The sequence below is a fragment of the Bradyrhizobium sp. HKCCYLRH3099 genome (assembly GCF_051167855.1).
Taxonomy (GTDB): Bacteria; Pseudomonadota; Alphaproteobacteria; order Rhizobiales; family Xanthobacteraceae; genus Bradyrhizobium.
Map to the genome: position 1 here is coordinate 171,552 of NZ_JBNPTW010000016.1, position 26,440 is coordinate 197,991.

Consider the following 26,440-nt stretch of genomic DNA (forward strand, 5'->3'; position numbering starts at 1 on the left):
GAGGCAAACTTGTGTCCATTTTACAACAACCTGGCCAATCGTCTTCAGCTAGATTGGCTCGGGAACGATCTTCGGTGTGGATATGAATCTGCGTCGCCGAACATGTGTTGCTGCGCTGTCCGTCGCCGCCCTGCTGGGAGCCGCGAGCGGCGCCTGTGCCGACACGCGCATCGGCGAGGCGGTGCTGGTGCAGAAGGATGTGCTGCGCATCGCCGGCGCGTCGACGAGCCCGATCAATGTCGGCGACGGCGTGGTGCGCAACGAGACGGTGCGGACCGGTGCCGACAGCGCCGCGCGCCTCGTCATGATCGACAGCACCAATCTCTCGCTCGGCGCCAATGCCAGCCTGACGCTCGACCGCACCGTGTTCAATGACGAGACCAGCTATCGCGACATCGCGATCCGGCTCGGCACCGGCGCGTTCCGCTTCGTCACCGGTCATTCGGAGAAGGCCGCCTACAAGATCAACACGCCGCTCGCCACGATCGGCGTCCGCGGCACCATTCTCGACATCAGGTCGCAACGCGGCCAGACCATGGTCGTGCTGCAGGAGGGCGCCTCGCGCGTCTGCACCCTCACCTTTCAATGCCTCGAGCTGACCCAGCCGGGCGACACCGCGATCATTACCGCCACCGGCAATGGCCGGAGTTCGATCAAGAAGACCAGCAATCCGTCCTGGAGCTTCGCGGCGACCTGCGGCTCGACCTCGGGCCTGTGCACGGTGACCGATCTCGCCAGCAACGCGCCGCCGCAGGACTTCACCGGCATTCTGTGCGGGCGATGACGATGCGGATGCGCGCGGGCCGGCTCACATCTTTGCTGCTCGCCCTGGCCGGCGGTGCGCTCGCGCTCGTGCTGCAGGCGGCGCCCGCCGCGGCGCAGAGCTGCGGCGTCGACAACTTCGCCGCCGCGGCGGCGTGCCCGACACCCTCGCCTTCACCCTCGCCCTCGCCGTCTCCCACCGCGACACCGACACCAACCCCGACGCCCAGCCCGACATCGACGCCGACGCCGTCACCTTCGGTGTCACCGACACCGACGCCGACCCCCACGGGCGCGGGCAACAGCGCGGCCGCCATCAATGGTCTCGCGGACCAGCGCTTCAACCAGATGATCACGAACCGCGTGCTCGGCCTGGTGCTGCTGGGGGTGAACGAGCAGGTCAATTGCAACGATTGCGTCAGCGCGTTCGGCTCGGCCGGCTCGTTCTCGGCCGGCATTCATGGCCGCAAGCAGTTGACCAACAATCTCGCTTTGCTCGCCGGCCTCGCCTACACCCATTACAACGAGAACGGCTACCACGTGACCTCGGCGCCGATCGGCGCCTTCGCGCTGCGCTACGATGTCACCGACTGGGGCGCGTCGCGGCCGTTCTTCGACATCGGCACCATCCTGACGCCCTATGAGAAGGTGCGCTACGGCCGCAGCTACGCAACCAGCCTCGGCAATGTCACGGTCGACGGCACGACGACGGCCTCGAACTATGCGGTCTACGGCCGCGCCGGCTGGATCAGCCGGATGTCGCCGCGCGACGAGCTCGCCGCCTCGGTCGAATTGTGGCAGCTCTGGCAGCACGTCGCCGGCTATCGCGATCCCGCCGCCGCCTTCAATCCGTTCGACGCGTCGATCGCCGGCGGCACCGACCGCACCAGCCTCGTCAAGATCGGCGGCCAGTGGACGCATCTGTTCGGCACGAGCATCGAGGCCAACATCAATGGCGGCTACGTGCAGTCCTTCGCCACGCGCTCCGGCATCGTCGCCACCGTGACCGGCACCGGCACGGTGACGCCCACCATGGGCAACCAGGGCTGGTTCGAAGTTGGCGGCCGGCTCGGCTTCCGCCTGCAGAAGGGCTGGGTCGCCGACCTCTTCGTCAACGGCACGCTCGGCCCGCAGCCGGTCGGCAACACCATGCACGGCGGCATCGGCCTGCGCATTCACTACTAGCCGCGTCATCGGGCCGGCCGGCTGCCCCTTCAATTCTTCATGATCGACCTGCTGCCGGGTCTGCTTGACCCTTCCGGCCCTCGGCCCTATTGCATGATGATTATCATTCAAAATGGGCACGCCCGCCCGCGGAGGCAGCATGGACGTCTCGACCCAGGCGAACCGCCCGGCCGCCGCCTCTTCCGCGTCACGGGACACGCCTCCCGCCGCCGCGCCGCCTCCCGATCCCTCCCGCGCCAAGGCCGCCGCGACCCGCGCCGCGCTGCTGTCCGGCCCGGTGCTGCCGACGCTGGCGCGGCTGGCGCTGCCGACGATGTCGGTGCTGGTGGCGCAGACCGCGGTTAACGTCGCCGAGGCCTATTATGTCGGATTCCTCGGCACCGACGCGCTCGCAGGCGCCGCGCTGGTGTTCCCGATCTTCATGCTGATGACGATGATGTCGAATGGCGGCATCGGCAGCGGCGTGTCCTCGGCGGTCGCCCGCGCCATCGGCGCCGGCCGCAATCTCGACGCCGACGCGATCGCGTTCCACGCCATCGTGCTCGCGGTGATCGCGGGCGGCCTGTTCACGCTGCTCACGGCGTTGTTCGGCCCGGCGCTGTACCACGCGCTCGGCGGCCGCGCCGGCGCGCTCGAGGCGGCGCTGCGCTATTCGAACTACCTGTTCGCCGGCGCCATTCCGGTCTGGATCGTCAATCTGCAGGCCGCCGCGCTGCGCGGCGCCGGCAATGTCCGGGTGCCCGCGCTGGTCACGCTGGTCGGCGCCGTGCTGATGATCCCGGCCTCGCCGATCCTGATCTTCGGCCTCGGGCCGCTGCCGGGGCTCGGCATCGCCGGCGCCGGCATCGCCTTCGGGCTGTATTATTGTGGCGCCATGCTGGTGCTGGTGCGCACCATGGCCTCGGGCCGCTCCAGCCTGCATGTGCGCGTCGCGCCGCTGCAGCTCCGGCTGTTCGCCGACATCCTCAAGGTCGGCCTGCCGACGGCGCTCAACGCGGTGCTGGTCAACCTCACCGTGATCCTGGTGACGGCGCTGGCCGGCCGCTTCGGCACATCAGAGCTCGCCGCCTACGGCATCGCCTCGCGGCTCGACTACATCATGATCCCGATCCTGTTCGGCCTGTGCACGGCGACCCTGACCATGGTCGGCATCAATGTCGGCGCCGGCCAGCACGACCGCGCCCGCCGCATCGCGCTCACCTCGGCGCTGACCGGCGCAGCCCTGGTCGGCGCGATCGGCTGCCTCGTGGCGCTGCATCCGCCGCTCTGGCTGGCGCTGTTCAGCCATGATGCGGACGTGCTGCGCGAGGGCGCGATCTATCTGCGCACGGTGGCGCCGGCCTATGCCGCGCTCGGCTTCGGCTTCGTGCTCGCGTTTGCCGGCCAGGGCGCCGGCCACGTGCTGTGGCCATTCATCGGCTCGGCCATCCGCATCCTCATCGCCGCCGGCGGCGGCTTCATCGCCATCAGCATGCTCGGCGGCGGCATGGCCTCACTTGCCGCGATGGTTGCGCTCTCGCTGCTCGCCTACGCCTTGGTGTGCAGCCTCGTGCTCGCGCCGCGGATTTGGCGACCGGCTGCACCGTGAACAGCGTAGCGACGATCGAGCGCAACGGGACGAACTGCAACTAACAAGCGGTCCTCTCCACACCGCCTGAGACAAGCAATTTGCGCGCGCACCACCGGCGGGTGGTGCCAACACGCCGCTCTCGTCGATCTGACAAACAGACTGATAACCGTCGCGCCCTGCCTCCGTGCATGCGCGTTGCTTTATGGAACCGGATTCAGAACGCGGTAATGTCTCACCGTCACTTCCTAAGGCTCAGGAGCTCGCAGGCGGCGGCGCAGAGCTCCCGATATCAACCAGCAGGAAGCGTTGCACATGACGGCATCTTTCTCGCCAACGGCTCTTCGCCGGCTCGGCCGCAACTTCTGGCGCGCCAATGACGGCCAGATCAGCATGATCTTCGCAATCACCAGCATTCCGATCCTGGTGTCGGTCGGCGCCGCCGTCGACTTCGCCAAGATTGGCGACACGAAGGCCCAGTTGCAGAAGGCGGTCGACACCGCGGTCCTCGCGGGCGTCACCCAGGCCAGCGCGCAGCAGGTCTCGACCGCGAGCGCGATGTTCTCGGGCAGCATCAGGGACCGCTTCGGCAGCGGCGCCTCGGCGACCTTCTCGGCCAATACCGACGGCTCGCTGTCGGGCAGCGCCACGACCACGGTGAAGACGTCGTTCCTGAACGTGATGGGCACGTCGTCGCTCGGCGTGAGGGCGTCCGCCACGGCGAAGCCGGGCGCGCAGGGCAAGTCGCCGGTCTGCATCCTGCTCGTCAGCACCATCAATTCGCAATCGCTGCTGGTCAATTCCGGCGCCCAGCTCAATGCGCCGGGGTGCGAGATCCACGTGCTGTCGACGCAGACGCCGGCCGCGATGTTCAACGCGACCTTGAACGCCAAGCGGATCTGCGTGAAGGGCAACAACATCACCAAGAATGGCGGCGCCAATCCGCCGGTCGAGACCGGCTGCGCCGCGATTGCCGATCCGTTTGCCGGCAAGCTGCCGGTCGTCACCGTGGGCGCCTGCACCACCAATAACAGGACCTACGATCCCGGCTCGGTGACGCTGAGCCCCGGCATCTATTGCGGCTCGACCAACTTCAACGGCTCGGGCACCCTGACGCTCAGCCCGGGCCTCTACATCGTCAAGGGCACGATGACCTTCAACTCGGGATGGACGGTCACCGGCAACGGCGTCACCTTCTATCTCGCCGACCAGAACGCCACGCTCACCTTCAACGGCAACGTCAACGCCACGCTGTCGGCGCCGACCACCGGCACCTACGCCAACATCCTGATCTACGAGCCCAACGGGCTGTCGACCACGAACCTGCCGATCAACGGCAGCAGCAGCTCGTCCTACACCGGCCTGATGTACCTGCCGAGCCGCAACGTCACCATCAACTCGGTGTCGACCATGAGCAGCAACAGCGTCACCATGGTGTTCAACACGCTCACCCTCAACCAGACCAACTGGACCATCGGCCCCGGCGCGCTGTCGATGTCGGTCACGACCGGGCCGGTGGGGACGGCATATCTGGCGAGGTAGTTGATTGTTCGCATGGGCGGCGCGTATCGTTGTCGTCGCGCGAGCTGTCGCCCCGAGCGCCGCTGCGCCCCCTCTCCCCGTTCTTCACGGGGAGAGGGTTGGGCAAGGGGCAGCCCGCGCTCATCGCGCGAAAGGTGCGCTCCCCTCCCCCTTGCGGGGAGGGGTCGGGGGTGGGGGTCCACGAACTCCGCCGCCAACAATTGTTCCGGCCTTGTCCATGCAGCGTCGCGCTGTCGCTAGGCACGCAGACGACAGCATCTTAAAAGCGTGCCACTTACCAGCTTCAGCGCTCGGAGACCCCCACCCCCGACCCCTCCCCGCAAGGGGGACGGGAGCTCACCTCCTTGTCGCAAGAGCTCGGCTTCCACCGGGATCGGCAGCAGCACAGAGCACACGCATTAGCTCGCTGCGGCCCAGTTCGTGGCGGACGTCTACGTATGGTCAGCGACAGCCGAGGCCACCTCCGGGCGCCCGCGGGCCCCCGTGTCTCCCAAACGCTCTCCTCACGCCTTCGTCACCACCCTTCCCTTGACACCCCCAGACTTTCCGATGATGTTATGTTATAACATCACAATCTGGGCTCCCATGGCTTTCCGCCGGCACCGTCCGCTCCCCCTGAAGAGGCTGTTCGATCTCGATGCGCAAACTCCCCGTCACGGTCTTGTCCGGCTTCCTTGGGGCTGGGAAGACTACTTTGCTGAACCACGTCCTGAACAACCGCCAGGGTCTGAAGGTGGCGGTGATCGTGAACGACATGAGCGAGGTGAACATCGATGCGGATCTCGTTCGCGATGGCGGTGCCAATCTTTCGCGGACGGATGAGCAGCTCGTCGAAATGACCAATGGCTGCATCTGCTGCACCTTGCGCGACGACCTGCTGAAGGAGGTCCGCGCGCTCGCCGAAAGCGGCCGCTTCGACTATCTCGTGATCGAATCCACCGGGATTTCCGAGCCGCTCCCCGTCGCCGCGACCTTCGACTTCCGCGACGAGCACGGCCAGAGCCTGTCGGACGTCGCCCGGCTCGACACCATGGTGACCGTGGTCGACGCGGTGAACCTGCTCAAGGACTACGGCTCGTCCGACTTCCTCGCGCAGCGCGGCGAGGCGCTGGAGGGCGACACGCGCGCGCTGGTCGACCTGCTGGTCGAGCAGATCGAGTTCGCCGATGTCGTCGTGCTGAACAAGATCGACGATGCGAGCGCCGAGCAGCGCGACGTCGCGCGCAAGATCATCTGCTCGCTCAACCCCGATGCCGAGCTGATCGAGACCAGCCACGGCCGCGTGCCGCTGGAACGTGTGCTCGCCACCGGCCGCTTCGACTTCGCGCGCGCTCAGCAGCATCCGCTCTGGTACAACGAGCTCTACGGCTTCGCCGACCATGCGCCGGAGACCGAGACCTACGGCGTCACGAGCTTCGTCTATCGCGCCCGGCGGCCGTTCATCCCGGCGCGCTTCGACCAGTTCCTGCGCGAGCCATGGCCGGGGGTGATCCGTGCCAAGGGGCATTTCTGGCTGGCGACACGGCCGCAATGGCTCGGCGAAGTCAGCCAGGCCGGTGCGGTCGTGCGCACCAGCGCGCTCGGCTTCTGGTGGGCGTCGGTGCCGCAGAAGCTGTGGCCCGAGGATCCCATTTGGCGCGCCCGCATGGTGGAGCGATGGGACGAGATCTACGGCGACCGCCGTCAGGAGATCGTTTTCATCGGCAGCAACATGGACGAAGCCGGCCTGAGCGCGCGGCTCGATGCCTGCCTGCTGCCGGGCAAGCCCGCGATGGACGTCGCGGCGTGGGCCCGGCTGTCGGATCCGTTTCCTGTATGGCGGCGCGCCAACGAGGCCGCCTGATCGGCGGCGGTCCGAACTAAGAACTCAAAGCGGCGAGACACACGCGCGACAGTCGCCCCTGCTTCGCGTGTGAGGCGGCAGTACAGCTGCCGCCGGCCCGGCGGAGCCATCGCGAGATGGCTCCGCCAATCGGCGCCGCGCTACGACTTCGACTCGGCGGGATCGCGGTGCACGGGATCGACCCACAGCACGGTCTCCGGCTTCTCGACCGGCTCGATGTCGATGTTGATCGCGACCGCCTCGCCGTCGCTGCGCACCAGCACGCATTCCAGCACCTCGTCGGCGCTGGCGTTGATCTCCTGGTGCGGCACGTAGGGCGGCACGAAGATGAAGTCCCCGGGCCCGGCTTCCGCCGTGAATTGCAGCTGCTCGCCCCAGCGCATCCGCGCCTTGCCCTTGACCACGTAGATCACGCTTTCGAGATGGCCGTGATGATGCGCGCCAGTCTTGGCGTCGGGCCTGATCGTGACGGTGCCGGCCCACAGCTTCTGCGCGCCGACGCGGGCGAAATTGATCGCGGCCTTGCGATCCATCCCCGGCGTCGACGGCACGTTGCCATCGAGCTGATTGCCGGGAATGACGCGGACGCCGTCATGCTTCCAGCGCTCGTCGCCATGATCGTGGGAGTGCCCGTGCGCGTGGTCGTGAGAACCTGACATTTTCTTCTTCTCGAATTCGTGATGGTCGGTAGGAACCAGCGAACCCTAGCCGAAATGCCGCATCGGCGCCATTCCGGTTCCGCCGAACCTTTTCGCGGCGCCCGCGTTGAGACAGCACAAGTTCACACACACACAGGAGAGCAACGATGGGTTCGACCATGGACAAGATCAAGGGCGCGACCAACGAGGCGATCGGCAAGGCCAAGCAGGGTATCGGCGAAGCCACCGGCAACGAGCGTCTGCAGGGCGAAGGCGCCATCCAGGAAGTGAAGGGCAAGGGCCAGCAGGCGCTGGGCGATGCCAAGCAGGCGACCAAGGACGCGGTGAACACCGCGGCCGGCGCTGCCAACAAGAACCTCTGAGCGAGGTGAGCGACAGCGCGTTGCTGATGCGGCGCTGCTGATCGCGGTCGGAGCGAGATCCAAAGCCGGCTCCTCACGGGGCCGGCTTTACCTGTTTATCAGTTGTGATCTGTAGGGTGGTCAAAGGCGCCGAGCTGGTTCGATCAAAGCGCAGCTGCCACCCGCCGTTGCCCACCATCCCGACCACCTCTGCCGATCGACGGTGGGCACGCACCCGCCCTGCGGGCGGGGTGCCCACCCTACATGATCTGCAAGATCAATAGCCTATCGCTGCCCGATACAGCGCCCTCTCCCCTTGTGGGAGAGGGCTCGTTAATCATCACCGCGCTCTGCTGATGCTGTGGGGCAGCAGCCGGGACTCACGCCCCCTACTTCACGCCCAGCAATTCCACGTCGAACATCAGCGTCGCGTTCGGCGGGATGACGCCGCCGGCGCCGCGGGCGCCGTAGCCGAGCTCCGGCGGGATGATCAGGGTGCGCTTGCCGCCGACCTTCATGGTGGCGACGCCCTCGTCCCAGCCGGCGATCACGCGCTTCATGCCGATCGGGAATTCGAACGGCTCGTTGCGGTCGACCGAGGAGTCGAATTTCTTGCCCTTCTGGCCGTTCTCGTAGAGCCAGCCGGTGTAGTGCATCACGCAGGTCTGGCCGCGGGCCGGCGTCGCGCCGGTGCCTTCCTTGGTGTCGATGATCTGCAGTCCGGAGGGAGTGGTCATGGTCTTTCCTGTCGGTTGGGAACTGGTCTGCGCCGAGGCTCGCTCTGAGCCCAGCCAGGCGCCGGCCGCGGTTGTCATCGCCGCCATCAGCGCAACTCGTCTCGTCATCGGACGCCGCATCTGTCCAGACTGCCTCTGCTCGGTTACGGGAGCCGGGGTTTAGCGCAAGCCGCCGCGGCTGACCAGCCTGCGAGGGCCGCGGCGGAACGCGCCTCAAATTCCGGAAAATAAAATCTTCTTGCTATAAATCGGAAATCATGATTGTATGCGCGCATCCCGCCTCACCGCAGAGGGGCGTTGCGCGCGATCGTCACGACACGCGAGGCGGGGATGCGATGGCCGCGAAAGATCGCAGCGTCCCTCGGCAACGAGGGCGCGGACGAACGATCTGGCGCGGACGTGAAGTCGCAGCGTCCTGATACCCCGATGCTGGTATCAAGCCGCGATGGCACTGACGTGCCGCGTGGTGATGGTGGCCAACAAGCCCGGCGCACCAGGGAGACTGCGTATAAGCGTGAAGACCATCGCGCAGGGAATGCCGGCGTGGTTCGGCTTTGCCTGTGGTACCTGCCGCCTGCATTCTTTCACGCAGGCGGGCCATGGGTGAGGCTGTCACCCGGCATTCCCTGCGCCCTCTGCACTGTTAGCGAGGGACGAACGAAGCGAACAACTCGGGCATGATCAGCCGCGAGAACGTGATGGCACGCTCATCGCTGCTCGACCCGTATCGCCGCCAAAACCACCGCCGTCGTCCCGGACAAGCATCGACGCGCGCCCGCGCGGTGATGCGCCGATCCGGGACCCATACGCCGCAGCAGTCGTGAAGGGCACAAAAGCCAATGACCAGCCCGCCTCAAACCGCTCTCCGGGGGTATGGGTCCCGGCTCGAGGCCGGGACGACACTGCATGTGTAGAAGCACGGCGCCAGCGACAAACTTCGTCATTGCGAGCGAAGCGAAGCAATCCAGGGGCCGAGTGCGCGACTCTGGATTGCTTCGTCGCGGGGCCTGTCATCGGGCCGCGCTTCGCGCGGACCCGTTGGCTCCTCGCAATGACGGTGGTGAGCATCTGTGCCCGACAATGCAAACTGCCGGGTGGGCAAAGCAGACGCCCGCAGGGCGGCAGCGTGCCCACCGTCTATCGGCGAGCGCAGTGTGCGAGTGGTGGGCACGGCGCGTGCGAGAGCGATGCCCAACTGATAGATCGTGGCGCGCCTCTGCCCACCCTACGAGCTGGCGCGCGACGATGAGAGCGACAGAAAACGCGTTCGCCTTAATATCCCAGTGCGCAGCCGTCCTTGCGCGGGTCGGAGCCGCCGGTGAGCGTGCCCTTGTCCCAGTCGATCCAGATCGCCTGGCCGCCGCCGAGCGGCGAGACCACCTTGGTGGTCTTGTGGCCGATCTTCTGCAGGCCCTCGACCACTTCCGCCGGCACGCCGTCCTCGAGCTGATAGACGCCTTCGTAATGCAGGCCGCGCGCCATATCGATCGCTTCCTGCACGTCGCAGCCATAGTCGAGGATGTTGGTGAGCACGTGGGTCTGCCCGACCGGCTGGTACTGGCCGCCCATCACGCCGAACGACATCTGTGCGCGGCCGGCTTTGGTGGCCAGCGCCGGGATGATGGTGTGCAGCGGACGCTTGCTGGGCGCGATGCAGTTCGGATGGCCGGGCTGGATGCGGAAGCCGCCCGCGCGGTTCTGCAGCAGCACGCCGGTCTCGTTGGAGACGATGGCCGAGCCGAACGAATGCGCGATCGAGTTGATGAAGGAGCAGACGTTGCGGTCGCGGTCGACGACGGTGATGTAGACCGTCTCCGGGTTCATCGGCGGCGCGACGTTCGGCAGGTCCAGGAGCTTGTCGAGGCTGATCTGCGAGATGTACTCATCGGCGAACTCCTTGGCGAGGATGCTCGCGACCTCGGTGGTCATGTGCTCGGGATCGCCGATGTGCTGCTCGCGCATCATGTAGGCGATGCGCGCGGCCTCGGCCTCCAGATGGAAGCGCTCGACGCTGAGCGGATCGATCCGCGTCAGGTCGAAGCGCGAGAGGATGTTCAGCATGACCAGCATGGTGATGCCCGGGCCGTTCGGCGGGCACTGCCAGACGTCGTGGTCCTTGTAGGTGGTGCCGATAGGCGAGGTCACCTCGGTCTGGTGATTGGCGAAGTCTTCCAGCGTGTGCAGGCCGCCGATGCCGCGCAGGGTCTGCACCATGTCCTCGGCGACCGCGCCGGTGTAGAAGCCCTTCGGCCCCTCCTTGGCGATCACGCGCAGGGTCTGCGCCAGTTCCGGCTGGCGGATCACGTCACCGGCGACGGCGGCCTTGCCGCGCGGCAGGAAGTAGCGCGCGGTGTTGGTGCCGTTCTTGAGCTTCTCGAACTGATTGTTCCAGTCGAAGGCGACGCGCGGCGCCACCACATAGCCGTCCTCGGCGGCGCGGATCGCCGGCTGCAGCAGCCGGTCGAGGCCGAGCCGGCCATGGTCGCGCAGGATGCGGTCCCAAGCGTCGATCGAGCCCGGCACCGACACGGCATGCGCCGAGGTCAGCGGCACCGAATGGATCTTGCGCTCGAGGTACCAGTCCACGGTGGCCGCGGCCGGCGACCGGCCGGAGCCGTTATAGGCCATGATCCGGCCCTCGCCCTTGGGCTGTACCAAAGCGAAACAGTCGCCGCCGATGCCGGTCGACTGCGGCTCGATGACGCCGAGCAGCGCGCAGGCTGCCACCGCCGCGTCCGCCGCCGTTCCGCCGGCGCGCAGCACCTCGATGCCGGCCAGCGCGGCCTGCGGGTGCGAGGTAGCGATCATGCCGTTCTGGGCGTGGACCGTGGACCTGCCGGGGAAATGGAAGCTTCTCATCGTTGCTCGCTGGGTGATCGTGTGGTGGCTGGAATGCCAGGGCTCGCCGGCTACATCGCACATTCCTTCCGGGCTCGGCAATGCCCGGGGATACCAGCTTTTCTATGGTCAGCTCTGCTGCTAAACGGCCGCATGCCCCTCGCCGTCGCCGCCTTCTATCAGTTCGTTGCACTGCCGGATTACCACGACCTGCGCGCACCGCTGCACGCCTTCTGCGCCGCCCGCGGTATCAAGGGCAGCATCCTGCTTGCCGAGGAAGGCATCAACGGCACGGTCGCCGGCACGGCCGAGGCGATCGAGGCGCTGGTCGCCGAGTTTCGCGACGGCGCGCTGTTCGCCGGGCGTCTGGACAATCTGGAGCTGAAGCTCTCGACCGCCGCGGCGATGCCGTTCCAGCGCATGAAGGTCCGATTGAAGCGGGAGATCGTCACGCTCGGCGATCCCGCCGCCGACCCGACCCGGCAGGTCGGGACCTATGTCAGTCCCGCGGATTGGAACGCGCTGATCGCATCACCTGATACGCTCGTGCTCGACACGCGCAATGCGTTCGAGGTGGCGATGGGCACGTTCGAAGGCGCCGTCGATCCGGGTCTGCGCAGCTTCGGCCAGTTCAAGGATTTCGCCGCGCGTGCGCTCGATCCTGACCGGCACAAGCGGATCGCGATGTTCTGCACCGGCGGCATCCGCTGCGAGAAGGCCAGCGCGCTGCTGCTGGCCCGCGGGTTCTCCGAGGTCTACCACCTCAAGGGCGGCATCCTGAAATATCTCGAGGAGATTCCGGAAGCTGAGAGCCGCTGGCGCGGCGGCTGCTTCGTGTTCGACGAGCGCGTCGCCATCGGCCACGGCCTGCGCGAGCTGCCAATGGCCGCAGACGCAACACAGGGGAGCGCACGCGATGAGCAGCTTTGAGCCGTCCAGCGAGGAGCTCGGCGAGCGGATCGACCGGCTCGAGATGCGGCTGACGTTCCAGGACGATACGATCGAGACGCTGAACCAGACGATCACGGCGCAGTGGCGCGAGATCGATGCGCTGAAGCGGCAGATGGCCCTGCTGATCGAGCGGCTGGAGGACGCCCAGAGCAATGCCGAGGGGCCGCGCAATGAGCCGCCGCCGCATTACTGATGCCGGCGCGGTCTCAGGCCGGAACGGTCGCCGGCGCCTTGCCGGACGGCAGCTCGATCACCTCGCCGGCCATGACCATGCGGTCGCGGCCGCCGTCCTTGGCGGCGTAGAGCGCGCGGTCCGCCGCCTCGATCAGCGAAGCCGGGCCCGCGGAGCGCTCGAAGCCGGGGCGACACACCGCCGCACCGATGCTGGCCGTGACGAAGCCCGGCGGGTTGTGGTCGTGAAGGATGCGCGCCTCATGCAGCGCCCGCCTGATCCGCTCGCCGAGCCGCAAGCATCCGGTGGAGTCGGTATTCGGCAGCAGGATCGCGAACTCCTCGCCGCCGTAACGGGCGACGAGATCCGAACTGCGCTGCGCCTCGTCGGCGAGGATGCCGGCCACCGTGTGCAGGCATTCGTCGCCCGCCGGATGGCCATAGGTGTCGTTGAAGGCCTTGAAATGGTCGATGTCGATCATCAACAGCCCCAGCGTGGTCTTGTCGCGATAGGCCCTGCCCCACTCCTCCAGCAGCCGCTCGTCGAAGCGGCGCCGGTTCGCGAGGCCGGTCAGGCCATCCTCGATCGCCAGCGTCTCGAGCCGACCCTGCAGCGCCTTCTGCTGGGTCACGTCACGCGTCACCGCCACGAAGCCGTCGAGCGTGCCGTCGGGCCTGCGGGTGGCGCGGACGGTGGCTTCAACCCAGATCTCGGATTTGTCGCGGCGGCGCATGCGATAGGTCGCCCGCGCCTCGTCGACGACGCCTTTCTTGATCTGCTCCAGCATCTCCTGCAGCTGCGGCCGGTCCAGCGGATTCACGCCGGAGATGGCGCGCTTGCCGAGCAGTTGCGACGGATGCCAGCCGAGAACGCGCATGGTCGAGGGCGAGATGTAGCCGATACATTCGTCCAGCTCGATGCGCGTCACGATGTCGCTAGAGCCTTCGGCAAGCAGCCGGAAGTTTTCCTCCTTGGCCGCGAGCGCGGCCGCGAGCTGCTGCCGCCGCAGCACCTGCTTGGCGAGAAAGACGCCGATGGCCACGATGAGCGCGACCAGGCAGACGAGCACGGCGATGCGCAGAAACGCCTCGTGCCGCCACACCGCCAGAATGTCGGCCTCCGTCCGTGTGGCGAGAATCAGGAACGGGTAGCGCTGCGCGTGCTGATAGAAGCCGATCCGCTGCAGCGTTTCGCCAAAGCGGCGGAACTGCAGGATGCCGGATGCGGGGTGGTACGGAATGGCGTCCACGATCGGACGTCCGAGACGCCGCGGGTCGGGATCGGCGTTGTCGGCAAGCACCGCCCCGTCACGGCTCATCAGGCTGATCGTGCCGTGATGCCCGACATCGAACTGCCGATAGAACTGCGCAAAATAGGCGACATCGATGGTCGCGAGCACGACGCCGCCGAAGCGGCCGTCCGCGTGATTCCAGCGACGCGACAGGGTGATCACCCATTGGCCGCCCGACTTGCTCTGCACGGGATGGCCGATCAGCAGCGAGCGATCGGCCGAGTTCCTGTGATGACCGAAATACTCGCGGTCGGCATTGTTGTAGTTGGCGAGCGTGACATCCTCGGTCGTCGCCAGCCAATCGCCTTTCTCGTCATAGGCGAACACGCCCCTGATGCGGCCAAGGGTCGCCTTTCGAGATTTCAGAATCGTCTGGAGACGCGGGATCGCGCCCGGCTTGCCGTCGTCGGTTTCAAGCGCGGTGACGACGCCGCGCAGCAGCGAATCCGCCAGCTCGAACGTGTCTTCGACATGCTGCGTCAACGACCGCGCCAGGTTGCCGAGATCGACCTCGGCGTTGTGCAGCTCGGCATTCCGCGAGGACCATTCGCTCCAGCCGCTGAACGCGAGGATCGCGCCGCACATGAGCGCAAGAACGCCAGCCGCCCACACGGGCAAGCGGCTCAGATCAACTCTCGTCGTACCAACGTCCATTCCGCGGGACTCTCCGGACGGTTCCAGAGTCCCACGGACATGTTATCTAACTCTGAAATCAGGACCTTCGCCGGGTGGACTAAGCGCCCCGTAAGACTACGGCAACGGCCGTACAACTACGGAAAGCGCCTGCACAGCAGCGCGCTTGCGGCACGATTAGTTCAGCGCGCGAACACCGATCTCACCTTGTCCCACAGCGAGGGATTGTGCTCTCCGTGGCGGTCCAGGTCAGGATCGTGCGCTTTCACCCGCGTCGTCGGCTGCTGCAGGCTGACGGGATCGGATGCCGGGAATGTGTCCATCAGACCCTTGTCGAGCTGCGTCTTGGCTTGCCGATCGAGGCGCTCGGCCTCGCGCGGGTCGACGGCGTGCTTGTCGTGCGGAGCCGGATTGAATTTTTCAGCCATGATCGATCTCCCTTCGGGGAGACAACGCGGCGGCGAAAGGCGTGTTCCCGGACACCTGAGCGCCGGCGGGCGCCGGACCTGCGCATTGCGACCCGATATGAGCTTGGCCGGAACCGTCCCGCCATGTATCACGGACGGTAAACTGATCCCCAGGGGTTGCGGAGCGCCAGCGTGAGTGAAACTGCCGTGAACAAGCCTTTCATCGACGTGCTGGCCGGCCAGCGGCAGAGCGTGCCGCCGATCTGGATGATGCGGCAGGCCGGCCGCTATCTGCCGGAATACCGCGAGGTCCGCGCCAAGGCCGGCGGTTTTCTCGACCTCTGCTTCAACCCGGAGCTCGCCGCCGAGGTCACGCTGCAGCCGATCCGGCGCTTCGGCTTCGACGCGGCGATCATCTTCTCCGACATCCTGGTGATCCCGCACGCGCTCGGCCGCAGCGTCCGCTTCGAGATCGGCGAAGGGCCGCGGCTCGATCCGCTCGATACGCCGGACAAGATCGCGACACTGTCGCGTCAGGCTGATCTCTCCAAACTGGAGGCCGTGTTCGAGGCGCTGCGCCGCGTCCGTGCCGAGCTGCCGCAGAGCACCGCGCTGATCGGATTTTGCGGTGCACCGTGGACCGTCGCGACCTACATGGTGGCCGGCCATGGCACGCCCGACCAGGCGCCGGCGCGGCTGCTCGCCTATCGCCATCCCGACGCCTTCCAGACAATCATCGACGCGCTGGTCGACAGCTCCGTCGCCTATCTCTTGAAGCAGCTCGAGGCCGGCGCCGACGCGCTGCAGATCTTCGACACCTGGGCCGGCGTGCTGCCCCCGCGCGAGTTCGCCCGCTGGTCGGTCGCGCCGACGCGGCGCATCGTCGAGGGCGTGCGACAGATCAGGCCGGATGCCAAGATCATCGGTTTTCCCCGCGGCGCCGGCGCGCTGCTGCCGGGCTACGTCGCCGAAACCGGCATCGATGCGGTCAGCATCGACTGGACGGCTGAGCCGGGCCTCGTGCGCGAGCGGGTGCAGAGCAAGGTCGCCGTCCAGGGCAATCTCGATCCTCTGGCGCTGATCACCGGCGGCGCGGCGCTCGACCAGGCGGTCGACGACGTCCTGGCGAGCTATGCCGGCGGCCGGCACATCTTCAATCTCGGCCACGGCATCACGCCGGAAACCCCGATCGCCCATGTCGAGCAGATGCTCAACCGCGTGCGCGCCTACAAGGCGTGACCGACTAACGCGGCCGGCTGCGCTCGATCAGCTCAGCCGCGCCGTTGCCAAGAAGTTCGAGCCCGACCGCACGGCCGAGCTCGCGCGGACGATCGGCGGGGCCGGTGCGCTGAGCCTCGATGAAGCGGCCGCCGTCTTCGTCGAGCACCGAGGCAGTCAACGTCATCTGGCCGGCCTCGATGGTCGAGAAGCCAGCGATCGGCGAGTTGCAGTGGCCGTTGAGCACCCACAGCACCTCGCGCTCGGCATCCGCGCAGGCCCGCGCCGCCGCATCGTCGATGGTCGCCAGGATGCGCCGGGTCTCGAAATCGGCGGAAGGGCATTCGACGGCGACGATGCCCTGCCCCGCCGCCGGCAGCATGTCGGCCGCGGGGAAGTCGTAGGACGCGCGGTCCGACAGGCCCACGCGCTCCAAGCCGGACCGCGCCATGATCAGCGCATCCGCCGGCCCGACCGCGCCGCCGTCCGGCAGCCGCTGCAACTCGCCATTGTCGAGCTTGCGGATGCGGGTGTCGGCAGCGCCGCGGAAATGGATCAGTTCGGCGTGCGGAAACAGCCGCCGCGCATAGGCCGCCCGGCGCACCGCATTGGTGCCGATCTTGAAGCCGCGGCCGCCGTCCTTGCGGAAGTCGTCCAGCGACAGCCCTTGGCGCAACACCAGCACATCGCCCGGCGGATCGCGCGACAGCAGCGCCGCAATGACGAGGCCCGGCGTCTCCTCGTTTCCGGGCATGTCCTTCAGCGAATGCATCGCCGCATGCAGCCTGCCGTCCAGCATGGCGCGCCGGATCTCGGCGACGAACGCGCCGCCCTTGCCGCCATGGGTCAGAAGCTTGCTGGTCTGGTCGGAATCTCCCGTCGTCTCGAACTTGACGATCTCGATGTCAAGGGAGGGGATCGCCGCCTGCAGCCGGCGCGCGATCTCCTCCGTCTGCGCCAAGGCCATCGTGCTCTTGCGGGTGCCGATCCGGAAACGTGTCACGAACTCATTCCTGCGTCAGCGCGCGTCCTGCAAGATCATGTCGGAGGCCTTCTCCGCGATCATGATGACCGGCGCATTGGTGTTGCCCGAAACCAGGTCCGGCATGATCGAGGCGTCGACGACGCGCAGGCCGTCGATGCCGCGCACGCGGAGGCGCTGATCGACCACGGCCAGATCGTCCGACCCCATCCGACAGGTCGAGGTCGGATGATAGATCGTGCTGCCGGTCTGCCGGCAATAGGCCAGGATGTCGTCGTCGCTCACGATCTTGGACCCCGGAAAGGCTTCATCCGAGACATACGGCTTCAGCGCCGGAGCCGCCAGGATTTTCCGCAGGATCCGCAGGCCGTCGACATTGGCCCGCCGGTCCGTTTCACTCGCGAGATAATTGATCCGGATCTCAGGCGGCGCCGCCGGGTCGGCACTCCTGATCCGCAGCGAGCCGCGGCTTTCCGGCCGGAGCTGGCACACCGAGGCCGTGAAGCCGGAGAAGGTGTGCAGCTTCTCGCCCATCTTGTCGGTCGAGAACGGGATGAAATGGATCTGGATGTCGGGGCTGGCGAGCCTGGAATCGGTCTTGAAGAAGGCGCCGGCCGTACCGGCCGCGATCGTCAGCGGCCCGCTGCGGAAGGCGGCGTAGCGCGCACCCGCCAGCACCTTGCGCACGGGATGATTGACGATGTCGTTGAGCGTGATGCGCTGACTGCAGCGCATCACGATGCGCACCTGGAGGTGATCCTGCAGATCGTGTCCGACGCCGGGTGCGTCGAGCACGACGTCGATGCCATGCTGCTTCAACAGGTCGGCCGGACCGACGCCGGAGAGCTGCAGCAGCTGTGGCGAATTGTACGCGCCGCTCGACACCAGGATCTCCTTGCGGGCCCGGGCCGTCCGCAGCCGGCCGCGCTGGCTGAACACGACGCCGCGCGCACGACGACCTTCGAACAGGATGCGCTGGGCCAACGCATCGGTCTCGACATGGAGGTTGCTGCGGCCGAGTGCGGGCCGCAGGTAGGAGACCGCGCTGCTGGCGCGGCGGCCGCGCCGTGTGGTCGTCTGGAAGTACCCGACGCCCTCCTGGCTCGCGCCGTTGAAGTCGGCGTTGAACGGCAGCCCGGCCTCCACCGCCGCCCTCACGAAGGCCTCCGACAGCGGGTCCTCATGGCGCCAGTCCGACACCGGCAGCGGCCCGCCGACGCCGTGGTAGTCGTCGGCGCCGCGGCACTGATTTTCCGCCCGCTTGAAATAGGGCAGCACGTCGTCATGGCCCCAGCCGACATTGCCGCGCTGCCGCCAGCGATCGTAATCCTCGTGCTGGCCGCGGACATAGAGCAGGCCGTTGATCGAGCTGGAACCACCGAGCACCTTGCCGCGCGGCTGGAACACCGAGCGGCCGTCGAGGCCAGGCTCCGGCTCGGTCTGATACATCCAGTTGACGGTCTTTTCCTTGAACAGCTTACCGTAGCCGAGCGGCACGTGGATCCAGATGTTGGTGTCCTTGGGACCCGCTTCGAGCAGCAGCACCTTGTGCCTGCCATCGCTGCTGAGCCGGTTGGCGAGAACGCAGCCGGCGGAGCCGGCACCCACCACCACGTAGTCAAACTCCAGGTCCGCGCCATCAGACGCCACGCTGCCTTCCATCGTTCCCTGCCCGGCTCTCTTGTTCTTTCATCCCGGATGATAGCAGAATGCCAGGACATGCAAGCGGCAAATCGGCAGAGCTGGTGGGCCATGTCAGTGGTTGCCACGCGCATCGAGCAGTTGCGCGGTGTGCCGCGCGATCATCATCTCCTCATCTGTCTTGATCACGAACACGCGCACCCGCGACTCGTCGGACGAGATCAAGGTCTCGCCGGCACGATTTCGGTCGTCGTGCAGCGCAACGCCGAGCCAATCGAAATCCCGGAAGACACGCGCGCGAATGCGCCAGGCGTGCTCGCCGATACCGCCGCAGAACACGATAGCATCAAGGCCCGACAGGACCGCCGCCATCGCGCCGAGTTCGCGCCTGATGCGATCGACGAAATAGTCGACGGCCTGCTGCGCCGCTTGTGTCCCGGCCGCCTCCAACTCGCGCATGTCCTGCGACAATCCCGAGAGTCCCTTGAGACCCGAATGATTGTAGAGAAGGTCCGTGACGGCCTCCGCCGTCATTCCCTTTTCCTGAAGCAGGTACAGTACGACGCCCGGATCGAGCTGCCCACACCGCGTCCCCATCGGCAGTCCGTCGAGCGCGGTGAAGCCCATCGAGGAGCCGATGCTGCGCCCGTCGCGGACCGCACACATCGAGGCGCCATTGCCGAGATGCATCACGACGACGCGGCCCTTCTCCTGCTCCGGCGCGATCTCCTTGAGCCGCGAGATCACGTACTCATAAGACAGCCCGTGAAAGCCATAACGCCGGACGCCGTCATCGTAGAACGCGCGCGGCAAGGCGTAGGTGTCGTTCACCCAGGGATGCGAGCGGTGGAACGCGGTGTCGAAACACCCGACCTGCAGCGCATCGGGAAAGGCCCGGTGCGCGGCCCGCACGCCCGCGAGATTATGAGGCTGGTGCAGCGGCGCCAGCGGGACGAGCGCCTCCAGCCGATCGAGAACATCGTTCTCGATCGCGACAGGACCTGTGAACGCAAGCCCACCATGGACGATACGATGGCCGACGGCGTCCACCGGCATCTGGCCCATGGAACGCCGCAGAAGCTGCAGCACGCGGCCGAGAGCCGCCTCGTGGTCGGCCGCCTCGGCAGCACTGACCGGCTCGTCGACAAGCCCATCCAGCAGCTTCGCCTCGAGCTTCGGGGTCGCACTGCCAAGCCCCTCGATCTGGCCACGCAGGATTTCGGCCAGTTCGCCGTCCGCCGCGAACAGGGCGAATTTGATCGAAGACGAGCCGGCATTGAGCGTCAGGATATGTCGCATCGTCATCTCACCGGTTCTCACAGTCCTCAGCCGCAGCACTCAATCTGCAGAAAATGCGATCCATTTTCATGACGATCCGAAGACAGACAAAACGCTAGGTTGCACACCGGCACTGACTTCTCGTCTGCTAACATGTTCCAGAGCGAGTCGGACCGCGGAGGCCCCCTGTGGTGAACATGCCCCGACATCTCCTGCCCACCACCGTGGTCGGCAGCTATCCCCAGCCCGATTGGCTGGTCGATCGCGCCATGCTCGCGAAATCTATTCCGCGCATCCGGCTGCAGGGGATGTGGCGCATTCAGCGGCCGCTGCTCGAGGAAGCCCAGGACGATGCCACTATCGTCGCGATTCACGACATGGAACAGGCCGGCGTCGACATCATCTCGGATGGCGAGATCCGCCGCGAGAGCTACTCCAACCGCTTCGCTACCGCACTCGACGGCATCGATGCGGACAACCCCGCGATCATCATCTCGCCGGCCGGCAACAAGACGCCCGTGCCGCGGGTCGTCGGACCGATCCGGCGCAGATATCCGGTCGAGCTGCGGGACATGGAGTTCCTCCGTCGCAACACCACCCGCGCGGCCAAGATGACGCTGCCGGGCCCTTTCACCCTGAGCCAGCAGGCGCAGGATGATTTCTATCACGATGACGAAGCCGTCGCGATGGCGTTCGCCGAGGTCGTCAACGCCGAGGCCCGCGACCTGCAACGGGCCGGCGCCGACGTCATCCAGCTCGACGAGTCCTGGGTGCGCAGCAATCCGCAGGCGGCGCGGCGCTACGCGGTCAAGGCCATCAACCGCGCGTTGGACAACATCACGGTGCCCACCATCGTTCACGTCTGCTTCGGCTATGCGGCCATCGTGCCGGGCTCCAGCAAGCCGGGCGGATATCCCTTTCTCACCGAGCTTGCCGACTGCTGCGCGACGCAGATCTCGGTCGAGGCGGCGCAGCCGCGGCTTGATCTCGGCATTCTCAAGGAGCTTTCGGCCAAGACCATCGTGCTCGGCGTCCTCGATCTCGGCGATCCCGAGATCGAGCCCGCGAGCGTCATCGCTGAGCGCATCCGCAACGGCCTCAAAGTGGTGGCGCCGGAGCGGCTCGTTGTCGCGCCGGACTGCGGCATGAAGTACCTGCCGCGCGCCGTTGCCTTCGGGAAATTGAGGGCGATGTGCGCGGCGGCGACTCGGGTCCGCGAGGAGCTCGCATAAAGGCAATGCGGCGGACGCGACGCATGTCGGGCAGCGTTCTCCACGGCGAGGCCACCCTTGGACCCCATTCGCGGAATAAGGCAGGCGGTGAACGCTGGAGGTCGGCAGGGCCGCTTCCAACGGAATGGAGGCTCTGATGGCCGTCTGCTCCACGTCGAAACGCGTTGCCGGTGCGATCGCCCTGTTCGGCTGCGCGTGCAGCGGCAATGCAAGCGCCGATCCGATCGAGGACGTCATGGGCGGCCTGCTGCGCGATGCGCGCAGCTCGTTTGCGCGCGTGGTGCCGCTCGAGCTCGTGCCGACGATGCCGTCGTTGCAGCCTCCTCCCATCCAACAACCCGCGCCGCCAGCACCGGCTCAGGTGTCTCCCGCGGCAGCGACCAAGCCGCCGGCTCCGGAGCAGCGCATGGCCAAGGCCAAGCCGCCGCTTAGCCCCGCTGCCGCCGAATTCGCCGCCGCGGATGCCGCGGAGACCATCGCCGACGCCAATCTCGATGCCGCGCTGGCGGCCAACGAGAAGGCGGTGGCCGATCGCAACGCGGCCGAAGCGCTGGCGAAAGCCAATCCGACCGCCGCTAACATCGCCGCCGCCAAGGCTGCGACCGAGGCGGCGCACATCGCCGAGGCCAACCTCACCGACGCGCTGCTCGCCGACAAGGACGCCGATGCACGCCTCAAGGCCGCGCGCGAGGCGCTCGCATCCGAGCAGACCGGCCGGAAATCGTCAGCCCGGTCGCAGGCGCCGATGCCGGTCAGCCTGACCGGCAGATAGATCTCACACCGCGTCGACACGCTCCAGCGTATCGATCGTCACCACGCCATGGGCGCGCGACACGCAGGCGCAGAGCTTGCGGTTCTCGTGCTTCTGCTCGTCGCTGAAGAACACGTCGCGATGATCGATCTCGCCCTCAACGTCGACGACGTCGATCGCGCAGACGCCGCACTCGCCGCGGCGGCAATCGGCCATGACCTCGTGACCGGCCGCGTTCAGCACGTCGAGCATCGAACGATCGCGCGGCACCACGATTTCCTCGCCGCTGCCGCGCAGGCGAACCTTGAACGGCTCGGTCGCCAGACGCCCCGACGATCCGAACGTCTCGTAACTGAGATCAGCCAAGGGGCGGCCGCACGCGGCCCACGCGCTGCGCGCCGCATCGAGCATCCGCATCGGGCCGCAGAACAGCACCGCCGTGCCCTGCGGCAGGCTCGCGAACAGGCGGGCGAGATCGAGCCGCTGCGCCTCATCGGCCGCGTAGACCGCCAGCTTGTCACCGAGCAGCGTCGACAGCTCGTCGGCATAGGCGGCATCGCCGCGCGACCGCACCGCATAGTGCAGCGAGACGTTCGGCGTCTTGCGCGCGAGCGCCTGCGCCGCGCCGACCAGCGGGGTGATCCCGATGCCGCCGGCAACCAGACAATAATGGGGACGCTGCCAGTCGACCTGAAGCAGCGAGGATGGAGTGGCCACATCCAGCCGGGCGCCCGGCTGCAGCGACCACAGATAGCGCGAGCCGCCGCGGGAATCTTCGGCGAAGCGCACCGCGATCCGGTAACCGCGCGGATCGCTCTCGCCGACCAGCGAATAGGAACGGACGTCGGGCTGGCCGTCGATCAGCACGCTCACCTTGATATGGCTGCCGACCGGATAGGGCGCGGCGATGTAGCCGTCGGGTCGCAGGATGAATTCGCGGATGCCGGACGCGAGATCGCGCGTCGCCACGAGAGTCGCCGGCGACCAATGGTCCTGGAAGCGCATGATCGTCTCCGTTAGTTCGAACTCACCATCTTGATCAGCACGGCGGCCGGCACGAGGTCCATCGGTCCCCTGGCCTTGACGGCCAGTCGCAGGTTGCGCGCCGCCAGCCGCGCATGCTCGCGCATGATGCCCTCGGCACGCGCGCCCTCGCGGTTCTCGATCGCGTCGATGACGATGCGATGGTGCTCCTGCGCGACCACCAGGATGTGGCGCGCTTCGGGGAGCGCCGACTGCGCCATCACGAAACCGCTCGGCGAGGCGAAGGGCAGCGCGCTGGCGCGATCGACCTGGCGGATCACCGGCGGGCTGCGCGACAATTCGGCCAGCAGCGCGTGGAAGCGGGCGTTGAGCGCGACATAGGCCGAAAAAGCATCGAAGGAGATTTCCTGCGGCGCGATCAGCTCGTCGATCTGCGCGAGGCATTCGCGCATCGGCTCGGTGTCGCGGACGGAGACACCGCGCTCGGCGGCAAGCCGCGCGGCGAGGCCTTCCATCGTGCCACGCACCTCGATGGAGTCGAGCACGTCGCGCTCGGAGAACGACTTGACCATGAAGCCGCCGGACGGAATGGCTTCCAGCAGCCCCTCCTCCTCCAGCCGCACCAGCGCCATCCGCACCGGCGTGCGCGAGACGCCCGCGGCCTCCACCGCCTGCAGCTCCGAGATGCGCTCGCCGGGGCGCAAGCCGCCGGTGAGGATCAGGTCGCGCAGCGTGAGCTGCGCGCGGACGGTCTGCGAAATCGAGCGATCGTTCTCACGCTCAGGCATTCCAACTACTCCGCGGCTTGGCGCAGCGGTGTCTCACGCGCGATCATCCGATCGATGATCCGCCGTGCCCACATCGCCCCTGCATCGATGTTGAGATTGTAGAACACGCGTCCCGGGTTCTCGTCCATCGCGCGCTGCTGTGCTTCGAGGATGAACTCGTCCTCGCGGAAGATGCCCGACACGCCTTCGCGGATCTCGGTCGTCAGCCGCTGCTCGGAGAGCTTGTAGTTGCGGGCAAAGGCCCAGAAATAGTGGCAGGTCTTGTCGGTCTCCGGCGTGATGGTGTTGAGCACCATGCCGTTGACGCCCTGCGAGCGGTCGCCCTCGGGAGCGCCGGTGCCGGTCGGCGCGACGCCGACGTCGATCGTCACCGTGCACGGCGCCTCGAAACGGATGATCTGCCAGCGATCGACCAGGCCGGGCTTGCCGAGCTGCTTGGCCCAGAACGGCGGCGGCTCGATGCCGCGCATCCAGCGCGTCACGGTCGCGGTGCGCTCGCCATGGGTGACATCGAACGGCGCCTCCGCCACGGCATCGTTGCCGATCGACGAGCCGTGCACGAAGGTCTCGTGCGTCAGGTCCATGAGGTTGTCGACGACGAGGCGATAGTCGCATTTGACCTGGATGGTCTTGCCGTCGCCGGCCCATGCGGGATCGTGATTCCAATGCATGTCGGGGATAGCAGCGGGATCGGCCAGCGCCGGATCGCCCATCCACAGCCAGACGAAACGATGCCGCTCGACCGCCGGATAGGCGCGCACGCAGGCGGAAGGATTGATCGTCTCCTGCGACGGCATGAAGGTGCAGCGGCCCTGCGGGCTGAACTTGAGGCCGTGATAGCCGCAGACGACGGTGTCGCCTTCGAGCCGTCCCTTGGAGAGCGGCACCAGGCGGTGCCAGCAGGCATCTTCGAGCGCGGCGATCGCGCCGTCCGCCTTGCGGTACATCACCACATGCTTGCCGCAGATGGTGCGGGGCAGCAGGGCCTGCTTGACCTCGGCGTCCCAGGCCGCGGCGTACCAGGCGTTCATCGGAAATGAAGCAGCCATCGCGTTTCCTCGTGTCGGTATACTTCCAACTCGATTGCTGTATACAACATCAAGGTCGGAGAACGCAAGTTCCTTAGCTTTTCGAGGGCGGGCGGCCACTTCTGTATACATTACCTCTTTTAGAAGGTGGGTCGCGACGGCAGGTTCCATCGGCAATGTATCGGGATATTCCTTTCTGATTCAATTATATCACCGATGGTTTCGAGCGCGTGCAACGACCGGCGATCGGACCCTTTCGAACTCACCGCCCCACAGTTCTCGTATTGCTCGTCTTGGTAACGGAACACGTGCTTCGCCGGATCAGACTGCGCCGACCAGCCTGCGATGGCGGATTTTGCGCTCGCAGGCGTCGCTGATGCCGGGTTCAACGATCACAGCGGCTCGCCCCGCAGCCACGCCGCGCCGCGCGCGTAGAGCGCCTCCACCTCCGGCCCCTTCAGTCCCGGCATGTCGCGCTTGACGGTGTAGCCGATGCGCGTCTGCAGATAGGCGAGATGGCGGTAGCCGACCGGAAACTGCTCCAGCAGTGCGCGATCGAGCGCGGGCACGGCGCCGGGCGTAACCGGGTCCATGCGGTCCTTCTCGTAGATCGGCTGGCGCAGCACGATGCCCCATCTGTCCTGCCGCTTCTCGAGGAAGTCGTAGAAGCGCCCGGTGCAGAGCACGTCGCACGCGACGCCCTCGACCTCGGCACGCTGCGAGATCGTCATCTTGGTCTGCGATATCGCGCGAGTGCCAGCGAGGTCGACCGAGATGCCGCCGAGGAAGTGCAGGATGTTGACGCCCTTGGCCCAGGCCGCCTTGCTGATCTCGATGAATTCGTCGCCGGTGCCCTGCGTCCACGTCGCCATCATCCGCCCGTCCGGATGCCACACGGTGCGAAAGCGCTCCCAATCGCCAGCATCGCGCCAGATCGCCCAGTTCTGCAGCAGCTCGCGGATCTGGCGGTCGTCTTCGATCTCGGCGGCGGTCTTGGTCATGGTGTTTCCTCTTTGCATTGTCCGTGCTGGATACGGGATCGCGATGGCGCTGCAAAGCCGCGGCTGATCATGGCTGTTAGGATCATGCCACATATTCGGTGTCGTCCCGGGCAAGCTCGACAACGCGACAGCGTTGGCGGGCGCTGACCCGGGACCCATACGCCGTGACGGGTGTGGCTGGGTCGGATGGAGCGGCCATCGTGCCTCACAGTCCCCCCTGTGGTTATGGGTCCCGGATCGGCGCGCGCTTGCCGGACAACGCTGCGCGTTGCCGGAGCGCGCTTGTCCGGGACGACAGCGGAGCGGGTGGTTGGCGGCTGCAACAACTCATAAGACACGTCATGAAACACGCGACATCGCCATCCCGCGGCACGGCGTGCCCGAGTGATGCATCGGTCAGGTCCCTCCTCAATCACGAGAGGGCGCGGAGAAGGCCGGACCTCGGCTGAGGCCCGTGGCCCGCCTGCTCAAAAAAATGCAGGCGGCAGGTACCACGAGTACAGCCGGACAGACCCGGCCTTCCCCGCGCGAATGGTTTTAACGGTGTCCTTCGTGCTCTCCCTGGGGATCGGCTTTGTTGCCCCCATCGCCCGCGCGTGCCGTCAAGCA

23 protein-coding genes are annotated in these 26,440 nt (G+C 66.8%); 11 read left to right on the plus strand and 12 right to left on the minus strand.

Annotated elements, in window-relative coordinates:
- Positions 1-82 precede the first annotated feature (82 nt).
- The 5 genes from ACQR1Y_RS26185 (at position 83) to zigA (ending at position 6,899) form a co-directional block, all read left to right on the plus strand.
- Positions 83-784 (plus strand): FecR family protein, encoded by a 702-nt coding sequence (locus tag ACQR1Y_RS26185; RefSeq protein ID WP_434877005.1) that lies wholly within the window; start codon positions 83-85, stop codon positions 782-784.
- Complete coding sequence (locus ACQR1Y_RS26190; RefSeq protein ID WP_434877006.1) at positions 781-1,947, plus strand: hypothetical protein; 1,167 nt, start codon at positions 781-783, stop codon at positions 1,945-1,947. The genes ACQR1Y_RS26185 and ACQR1Y_RS26190 overlap by 4 nt, the downstream gene beginning before the upstream one ends.
- Before the next feature lie 139 nt (positions 1,948-2,086).
- The gene (locus tag ACQR1Y_RS26195; protein WP_434877007.1) at positions 2,087-3,535 is read left to right on the plus strand and encodes an MATE family efflux transporter; all 1,449 of its coding nucleotides are present in this window, start codon (positions 2,087-2,089) and stop codon (positions 3,533-3,535) included.
- 294 nt (positions 3,536-3,829) lie between these two features.
- On the plus strand, positions 3,830-5,056 hold the full coding sequence (locus ACQR1Y_RS26200) for a TadE/TadG family type IV pilus assembly protein (RefSeq protein WP_434877008.1): 1,227 nt from the start codon (positions 3,830-3,832) through the stop codon (positions 5,054-5,056).
- A 637-nt stretch (positions 5,057-5,693) separates the two neighbouring features.
- Complete coding sequence (gene zigA / locus ACQR1Y_RS26205; protein WP_434857157.1) at positions 5,694-6,899, plus strand: zinc metallochaperone GTPase ZigA; 1,206 nt, start codon at positions 5,694-5,696, stop codon at positions 6,897-6,899.
- A 140-nt stretch (positions 6,900-7,039) separates the two neighbouring features.
- On the opposite strand, the gene ACQR1Y_RS26210 is transcribed toward zigA, so the two are convergent.
- Positions 7,040-7,558 (minus strand): cupin domain-containing protein, encoded by a 519-nt coding sequence (locus ACQR1Y_RS26210; RefSeq protein ID WP_434857158.1) that lies wholly within the window; start codon positions 7,556-7,558, stop codon positions 7,040-7,042.
- A gap of 146 nt (positions 7,559-7,704) precedes the next feature.
- On the opposite strand from ACQR1Y_RS26210, the gene ACQR1Y_RS26215 reads away from it, so the two are divergent.
- On the plus strand, positions 7,705-7,920 hold the full coding sequence (locus ACQR1Y_RS26215; protein ID WP_434857159.1) for a CsbD family protein: 216 nt from the start codon (positions 7,705-7,707) through the stop codon (positions 7,918-7,920).
- Positions 7,921-8,288: 368 nt separating this feature from the next.
- On the opposite strand, the gene ACQR1Y_RS26220 is transcribed toward ACQR1Y_RS26215, so the two are convergent.
- Positions 8,289-8,714 carry an FKBP-type peptidyl-prolyl cis-trans isomerase gene (locus tag ACQR1Y_RS26220; RefSeq protein ID WP_434877160.1) on the minus strand — a complete coding sequence of 142 codons (426 nt, stop codon included), beginning with the start codon at positions 8,712-8,714 and terminating at the stop codon, positions 8,289-8,291.
- 1,194 nt (positions 8,715-9,908) lie between these two features.
- Complete coding sequence (gene ggt, locus ACQR1Y_RS26225; protein WP_434857161.1) at positions 9,909-11,495, minus strand: gamma-glutamyltransferase; 1,587 nt, start codon at positions 11,493-11,495, stop codon at positions 9,909-9,911.
- A 132-nt stretch (positions 11,496-11,627) separates the two neighbouring features.
- Between ggt and ACQR1Y_RS26230 the strand changes: the two genes are divergently transcribed.
- Entirely contained in the window at positions 11,628-12,404 is a 777-nt protein-coding gene (locus ACQR1Y_RS26230) for a rhodanese-related sulfurtransferase (protein WP_434877009.1), read from the plus strand.
- Entirely contained in the window at positions 12,391-12,618 is a 228-nt protein-coding gene (locus ACQR1Y_RS26235) for a SlyX family protein (RefSeq protein WP_434857163.1), read from the plus strand. The genes ACQR1Y_RS26230 and ACQR1Y_RS26235 overlap by 14 nt, the downstream gene beginning before the upstream one ends.
- A 13-nt stretch (positions 12,619-12,631) precedes the next feature.
- Here the strand turns inward: ACQR1Y_RS26235 and ACQR1Y_RS26240 are convergent, their stop codons facing one another.
- Positions 12,632-14,542 (minus strand): diguanylate cyclase, encoded by a 1,911-nt coding sequence (locus ACQR1Y_RS26240; protein ID WP_434877010.1) that lies wholly within the window; start codon positions 14,540-14,542, stop codon positions 12,632-12,634.
- A gap of 161 nt (positions 14,543-14,703) precedes the next feature.
- Positions 14,704-14,949, minus strand: a complete 246-nt coding sequence (locus tag ACQR1Y_RS26245) for a hypothetical protein (RefSeq protein ID WP_434877011.1) — start codon at positions 14,947-14,949, stop codon at positions 14,704-14,706.
- 171 nt (positions 14,950-15,120) lie between these two features.
- Here ACQR1Y_RS26245 and hemE point away from each other — a divergent pair, with 171 nt between their 5' ends.
- On the plus strand, positions 15,121-16,167 hold the full coding sequence (gene hemE, locus ACQR1Y_RS26250) for a uroporphyrinogen decarboxylase (protein ID WP_434877012.1): 1,047 nt from the start codon (positions 15,121-15,123) through the stop codon (positions 16,165-16,167).
- 4 nt (positions 16,168-16,171) lie between these two features.
- Here the strand turns inward: hemE and hemC are convergent, their stop codons facing one another.
- From hemC to ACQR1Y_RS26265, 3 genes are all read right to left on the minus strand, one after another.
- Complete coding sequence (gene hemC, locus ACQR1Y_RS26255) at positions 16,172-17,149, minus strand: hydroxymethylbilane synthase (RefSeq protein ID WP_434877013.1); 978 nt, start codon at positions 17,147-17,149, stop codon at positions 16,172-16,174.
- A gap of 15 nt (positions 17,150-17,164) precedes the next feature.
- Positions 17,165-18,790, minus strand: coding sequence for a GMC family oxidoreductase (locus ACQR1Y_RS26260; protein ID WP_434877014.1), 1,626 nt, complete (start codon positions 18,788-18,790; stop codon positions 17,165-17,167).
- Positions 18,791-18,883: 93 nt separating this feature from the next.
- A complete protein-coding gene (locus ACQR1Y_RS26265) occupies positions 18,884-20,074 on the minus strand; it encodes an acetate/propionate family kinase (RefSeq protein WP_434877015.1) in 1,191 nt (396 codons plus the stop codon).
- A 170-nt stretch (positions 20,075-20,244) separates the two neighbouring features.
- On the opposite strand from ACQR1Y_RS26265, the gene ACQR1Y_RS26270 reads away from it, so the two are divergent.
- Both ACQR1Y_RS26270 and ACQR1Y_RS26275 read left to right on the plus strand, forming a co-directional pair.
- The gene (locus ACQR1Y_RS26270) at positions 20,245-21,279 is read left to right on the plus strand and encodes a uroporphyrinogen decarboxylase family protein (RefSeq protein ID WP_434877161.1); all 1,035 of its coding nucleotides are present in this window, start codon (positions 20,245-20,247) and stop codon (positions 21,277-21,279) included.
- Between the two features lie 136 nt (positions 21,280-21,415).
- Entirely contained in the window at positions 21,416-22,051 is a 636-nt protein-coding gene (locus tag ACQR1Y_RS26275) for a hypothetical protein (RefSeq protein WP_434877016.1), read from the plus strand.
- Between the two features lie 3 nt (positions 22,052-22,054).
- On the opposite strand, the gene ACQR1Y_RS26280 is transcribed toward ACQR1Y_RS26275, so the two are convergent.
- The 4 genes from ACQR1Y_RS26280 to ACQR1Y_RS26295 all read right to left on the minus strand — a co-directional run bounded on the left by ACQR1Y_RS26280 (position 22,055) and on the right by ACQR1Y_RS26295 (position 25,831).
- The gene (locus ACQR1Y_RS26280) at positions 22,055-23,035 is read right to left on the minus strand and encodes a PDR/VanB family oxidoreductase (RefSeq protein WP_434877017.1); all 981 of its coding nucleotides are present in this window, start codon (positions 23,033-23,035) and stop codon (positions 22,055-22,057) included.
- 11 nt (positions 23,036-23,046) lie between these two features.
- A complete protein-coding gene (locus tag ACQR1Y_RS26285) occupies positions 23,047-23,802 on the minus strand; it encodes a GntR family transcriptional regulator (protein ID WP_434857172.1) in 756 nt (251 codons plus the stop codon).
- Positions 23,803-23,807: 5 nt separating this feature from the next.
- Entirely contained in the window at positions 23,808-24,851 is a 1,044-nt protein-coding gene (locus ACQR1Y_RS26290; RefSeq protein WP_434877018.1) for a Rieske 2Fe-2S domain-containing protein, read from the minus strand.
- A gap of 371 nt (positions 24,852-25,222) precedes the next feature.
- Positions 25,223-25,831: a nuclear transport factor 2 family protein gene (locus ACQR1Y_RS26295; RefSeq protein WP_434877019.1), complete on the minus strand. Its 609-nt coding sequence runs from the start codon at positions 25,829-25,831 to the stop codon at positions 25,223-25,225.
- Positions 25,832-26,440 lie beyond the last annotated feature (609 nt).

What these genes read in the sequence shown, in the direction of transcription:
- ACQR1Y_RS26260 (WP_434877014.1), bottom strand. Translation starts at nt 18,790, where the DNA reads ATGGAAGGCAGCGTGGCGTCTGATGGCGCGGACCTGGAGTTTGACTAC.
- ACQR1Y_RS26240 (WP_434877010.1), bottom strand. Translation starts at nt 14,542, where the DNA reads ATGGACGTTGGTACGACGAGAGTTGATCTGAGCCGCTTGCCCGTGTGG.
- ACQR1Y_RS26275 (WP_434877016.1), top strand. Translation starts at nt 21,416, where the DNA reads ATGGCCGTCTGCTCCACGTCGAAACGCGTTGCCGGTGCGATCGCCCTG.
- ACQR1Y_RS26270 (WP_434877161.1), top strand. Translation starts at nt 20,245, where the DNA reads ATGCCCCGACATCTCCTGCCCACCACCGTGGTCGGCAGCTATCCCCAG.
- ACQR1Y_RS26245 (WP_434877011.1), bottom strand. Translation starts at nt 14,949, where the DNA reads ATGGCTGAAAAATTCAATCCGGCTCCGCACGACAAGCACGCCGTCGAC.
- ggt (WP_434857161.1), bottom strand. Translation starts at nt 11,495, where the DNA reads ATGAGAAGCTTCCATTTCCCCGGCAGGTCCACGGTCCACGCCCAGAAC.
- ACQR1Y_RS26290 (WP_434877018.1), bottom strand. Translation starts at nt 24,851, where the DNA reads ATGGCTGCTTCATTTCCGATGAACGCCTGGTACGCCGCGGCCTGGGAC.
- ACQR1Y_RS26265 (WP_434877015.1), bottom strand. Translation starts at nt 20,074, where the DNA reads ATGACGATGCGACATATCCTGACGCTCAATGCCGGCTCGTCTTCGATC.
- ACQR1Y_RS26230 (WP_434877009.1), top strand. Translation starts at nt 11,628, where the DNA reads ATGCCCCTCGCCGTCGCCGCCTTCTATCAGTTCGTTGCACTGCCGGAT.
- zigA (WP_434857157.1), top strand. Translation starts at nt 5,694, where the DNA reads ATGCGCAAACTCCCCGTCACGGTCTTGTCCGGCTTCCTTGGGGCTGGG.
- ACQR1Y_RS26200 (WP_434877008.1), top strand. Translation starts at nt 3,830, where the DNA reads ATGACGGCATCTTTCTCGCCAACGGCTCTTCGCCGGCTCGGCCGCAAC.
- ACQR1Y_RS26235 (WP_434857163.1), top strand. Translation starts at nt 12,391, where the DNA reads ATGAGCAGCTTTGAGCCGTCCAGCGAGGAGCTCGGCGAGCGGATCGAC.
- ACQR1Y_RS26190 (WP_434877006.1), top strand. Translation starts at nt 781, where the DNA reads ATGACGATGCGGATGCGCGCGGGCCGGCTCACATCTTTGCTGCTCGCC.
- ACQR1Y_RS26195 (WP_434877007.1), top strand. Translation starts at nt 2,087, where the DNA reads ATGGACGTCTCGACCCAGGCGAACCGCCCGGCCGCCGCCTCTTCCGCG.
- ACQR1Y_RS26220 (WP_434877160.1), bottom strand. Translation starts at nt 8,714, where the DNA reads ATGACAACCGCGGCCGGCGCCTGGCTGGGCTCAGAGCGAGCCTCGGCG.
- ACQR1Y_RS26215 (WP_434857159.1), top strand. Translation starts at nt 7,705, where the DNA reads ATGGGTTCGACCATGGACAAGATCAAGGGCGCGACCAACGAGGCGATC.
- ACQR1Y_RS26280 (WP_434877017.1), bottom strand. Translation starts at nt 23,035, where the DNA reads ATGCGCTTCCAGGACCATTGGTCGCCGGCGACTCTCGTGGCGACGCGC.
- ACQR1Y_RS26210 (WP_434857158.1), bottom strand. Translation starts at nt 7,558, where the DNA reads ATGTCAGGTTCTCACGACCACGCGCACGGGCACTCCCACGATCATGGC.
- ACQR1Y_RS26285 (WP_434857172.1), bottom strand. Translation starts at nt 23,802, where the DNA reads ATGCCTGAGCGTGAGAACGATCGCTCGATTTCGCAGACCGTCCGCGCG.
- ACQR1Y_RS26295 (WP_434877019.1), bottom strand. Translation starts at nt 25,831, where the DNA reads ATGACCAAGACCGCCGCCGAGATCGAAGACGACCGCCAGATCCGCGAG.
- ACQR1Y_RS26185 (WP_434877005.1), top strand. Translation starts at nt 83, where the DNA reads ATGAATCTGCGTCGCCGAACATGTGTTGCTGCGCTGTCCGTCGCCGCC.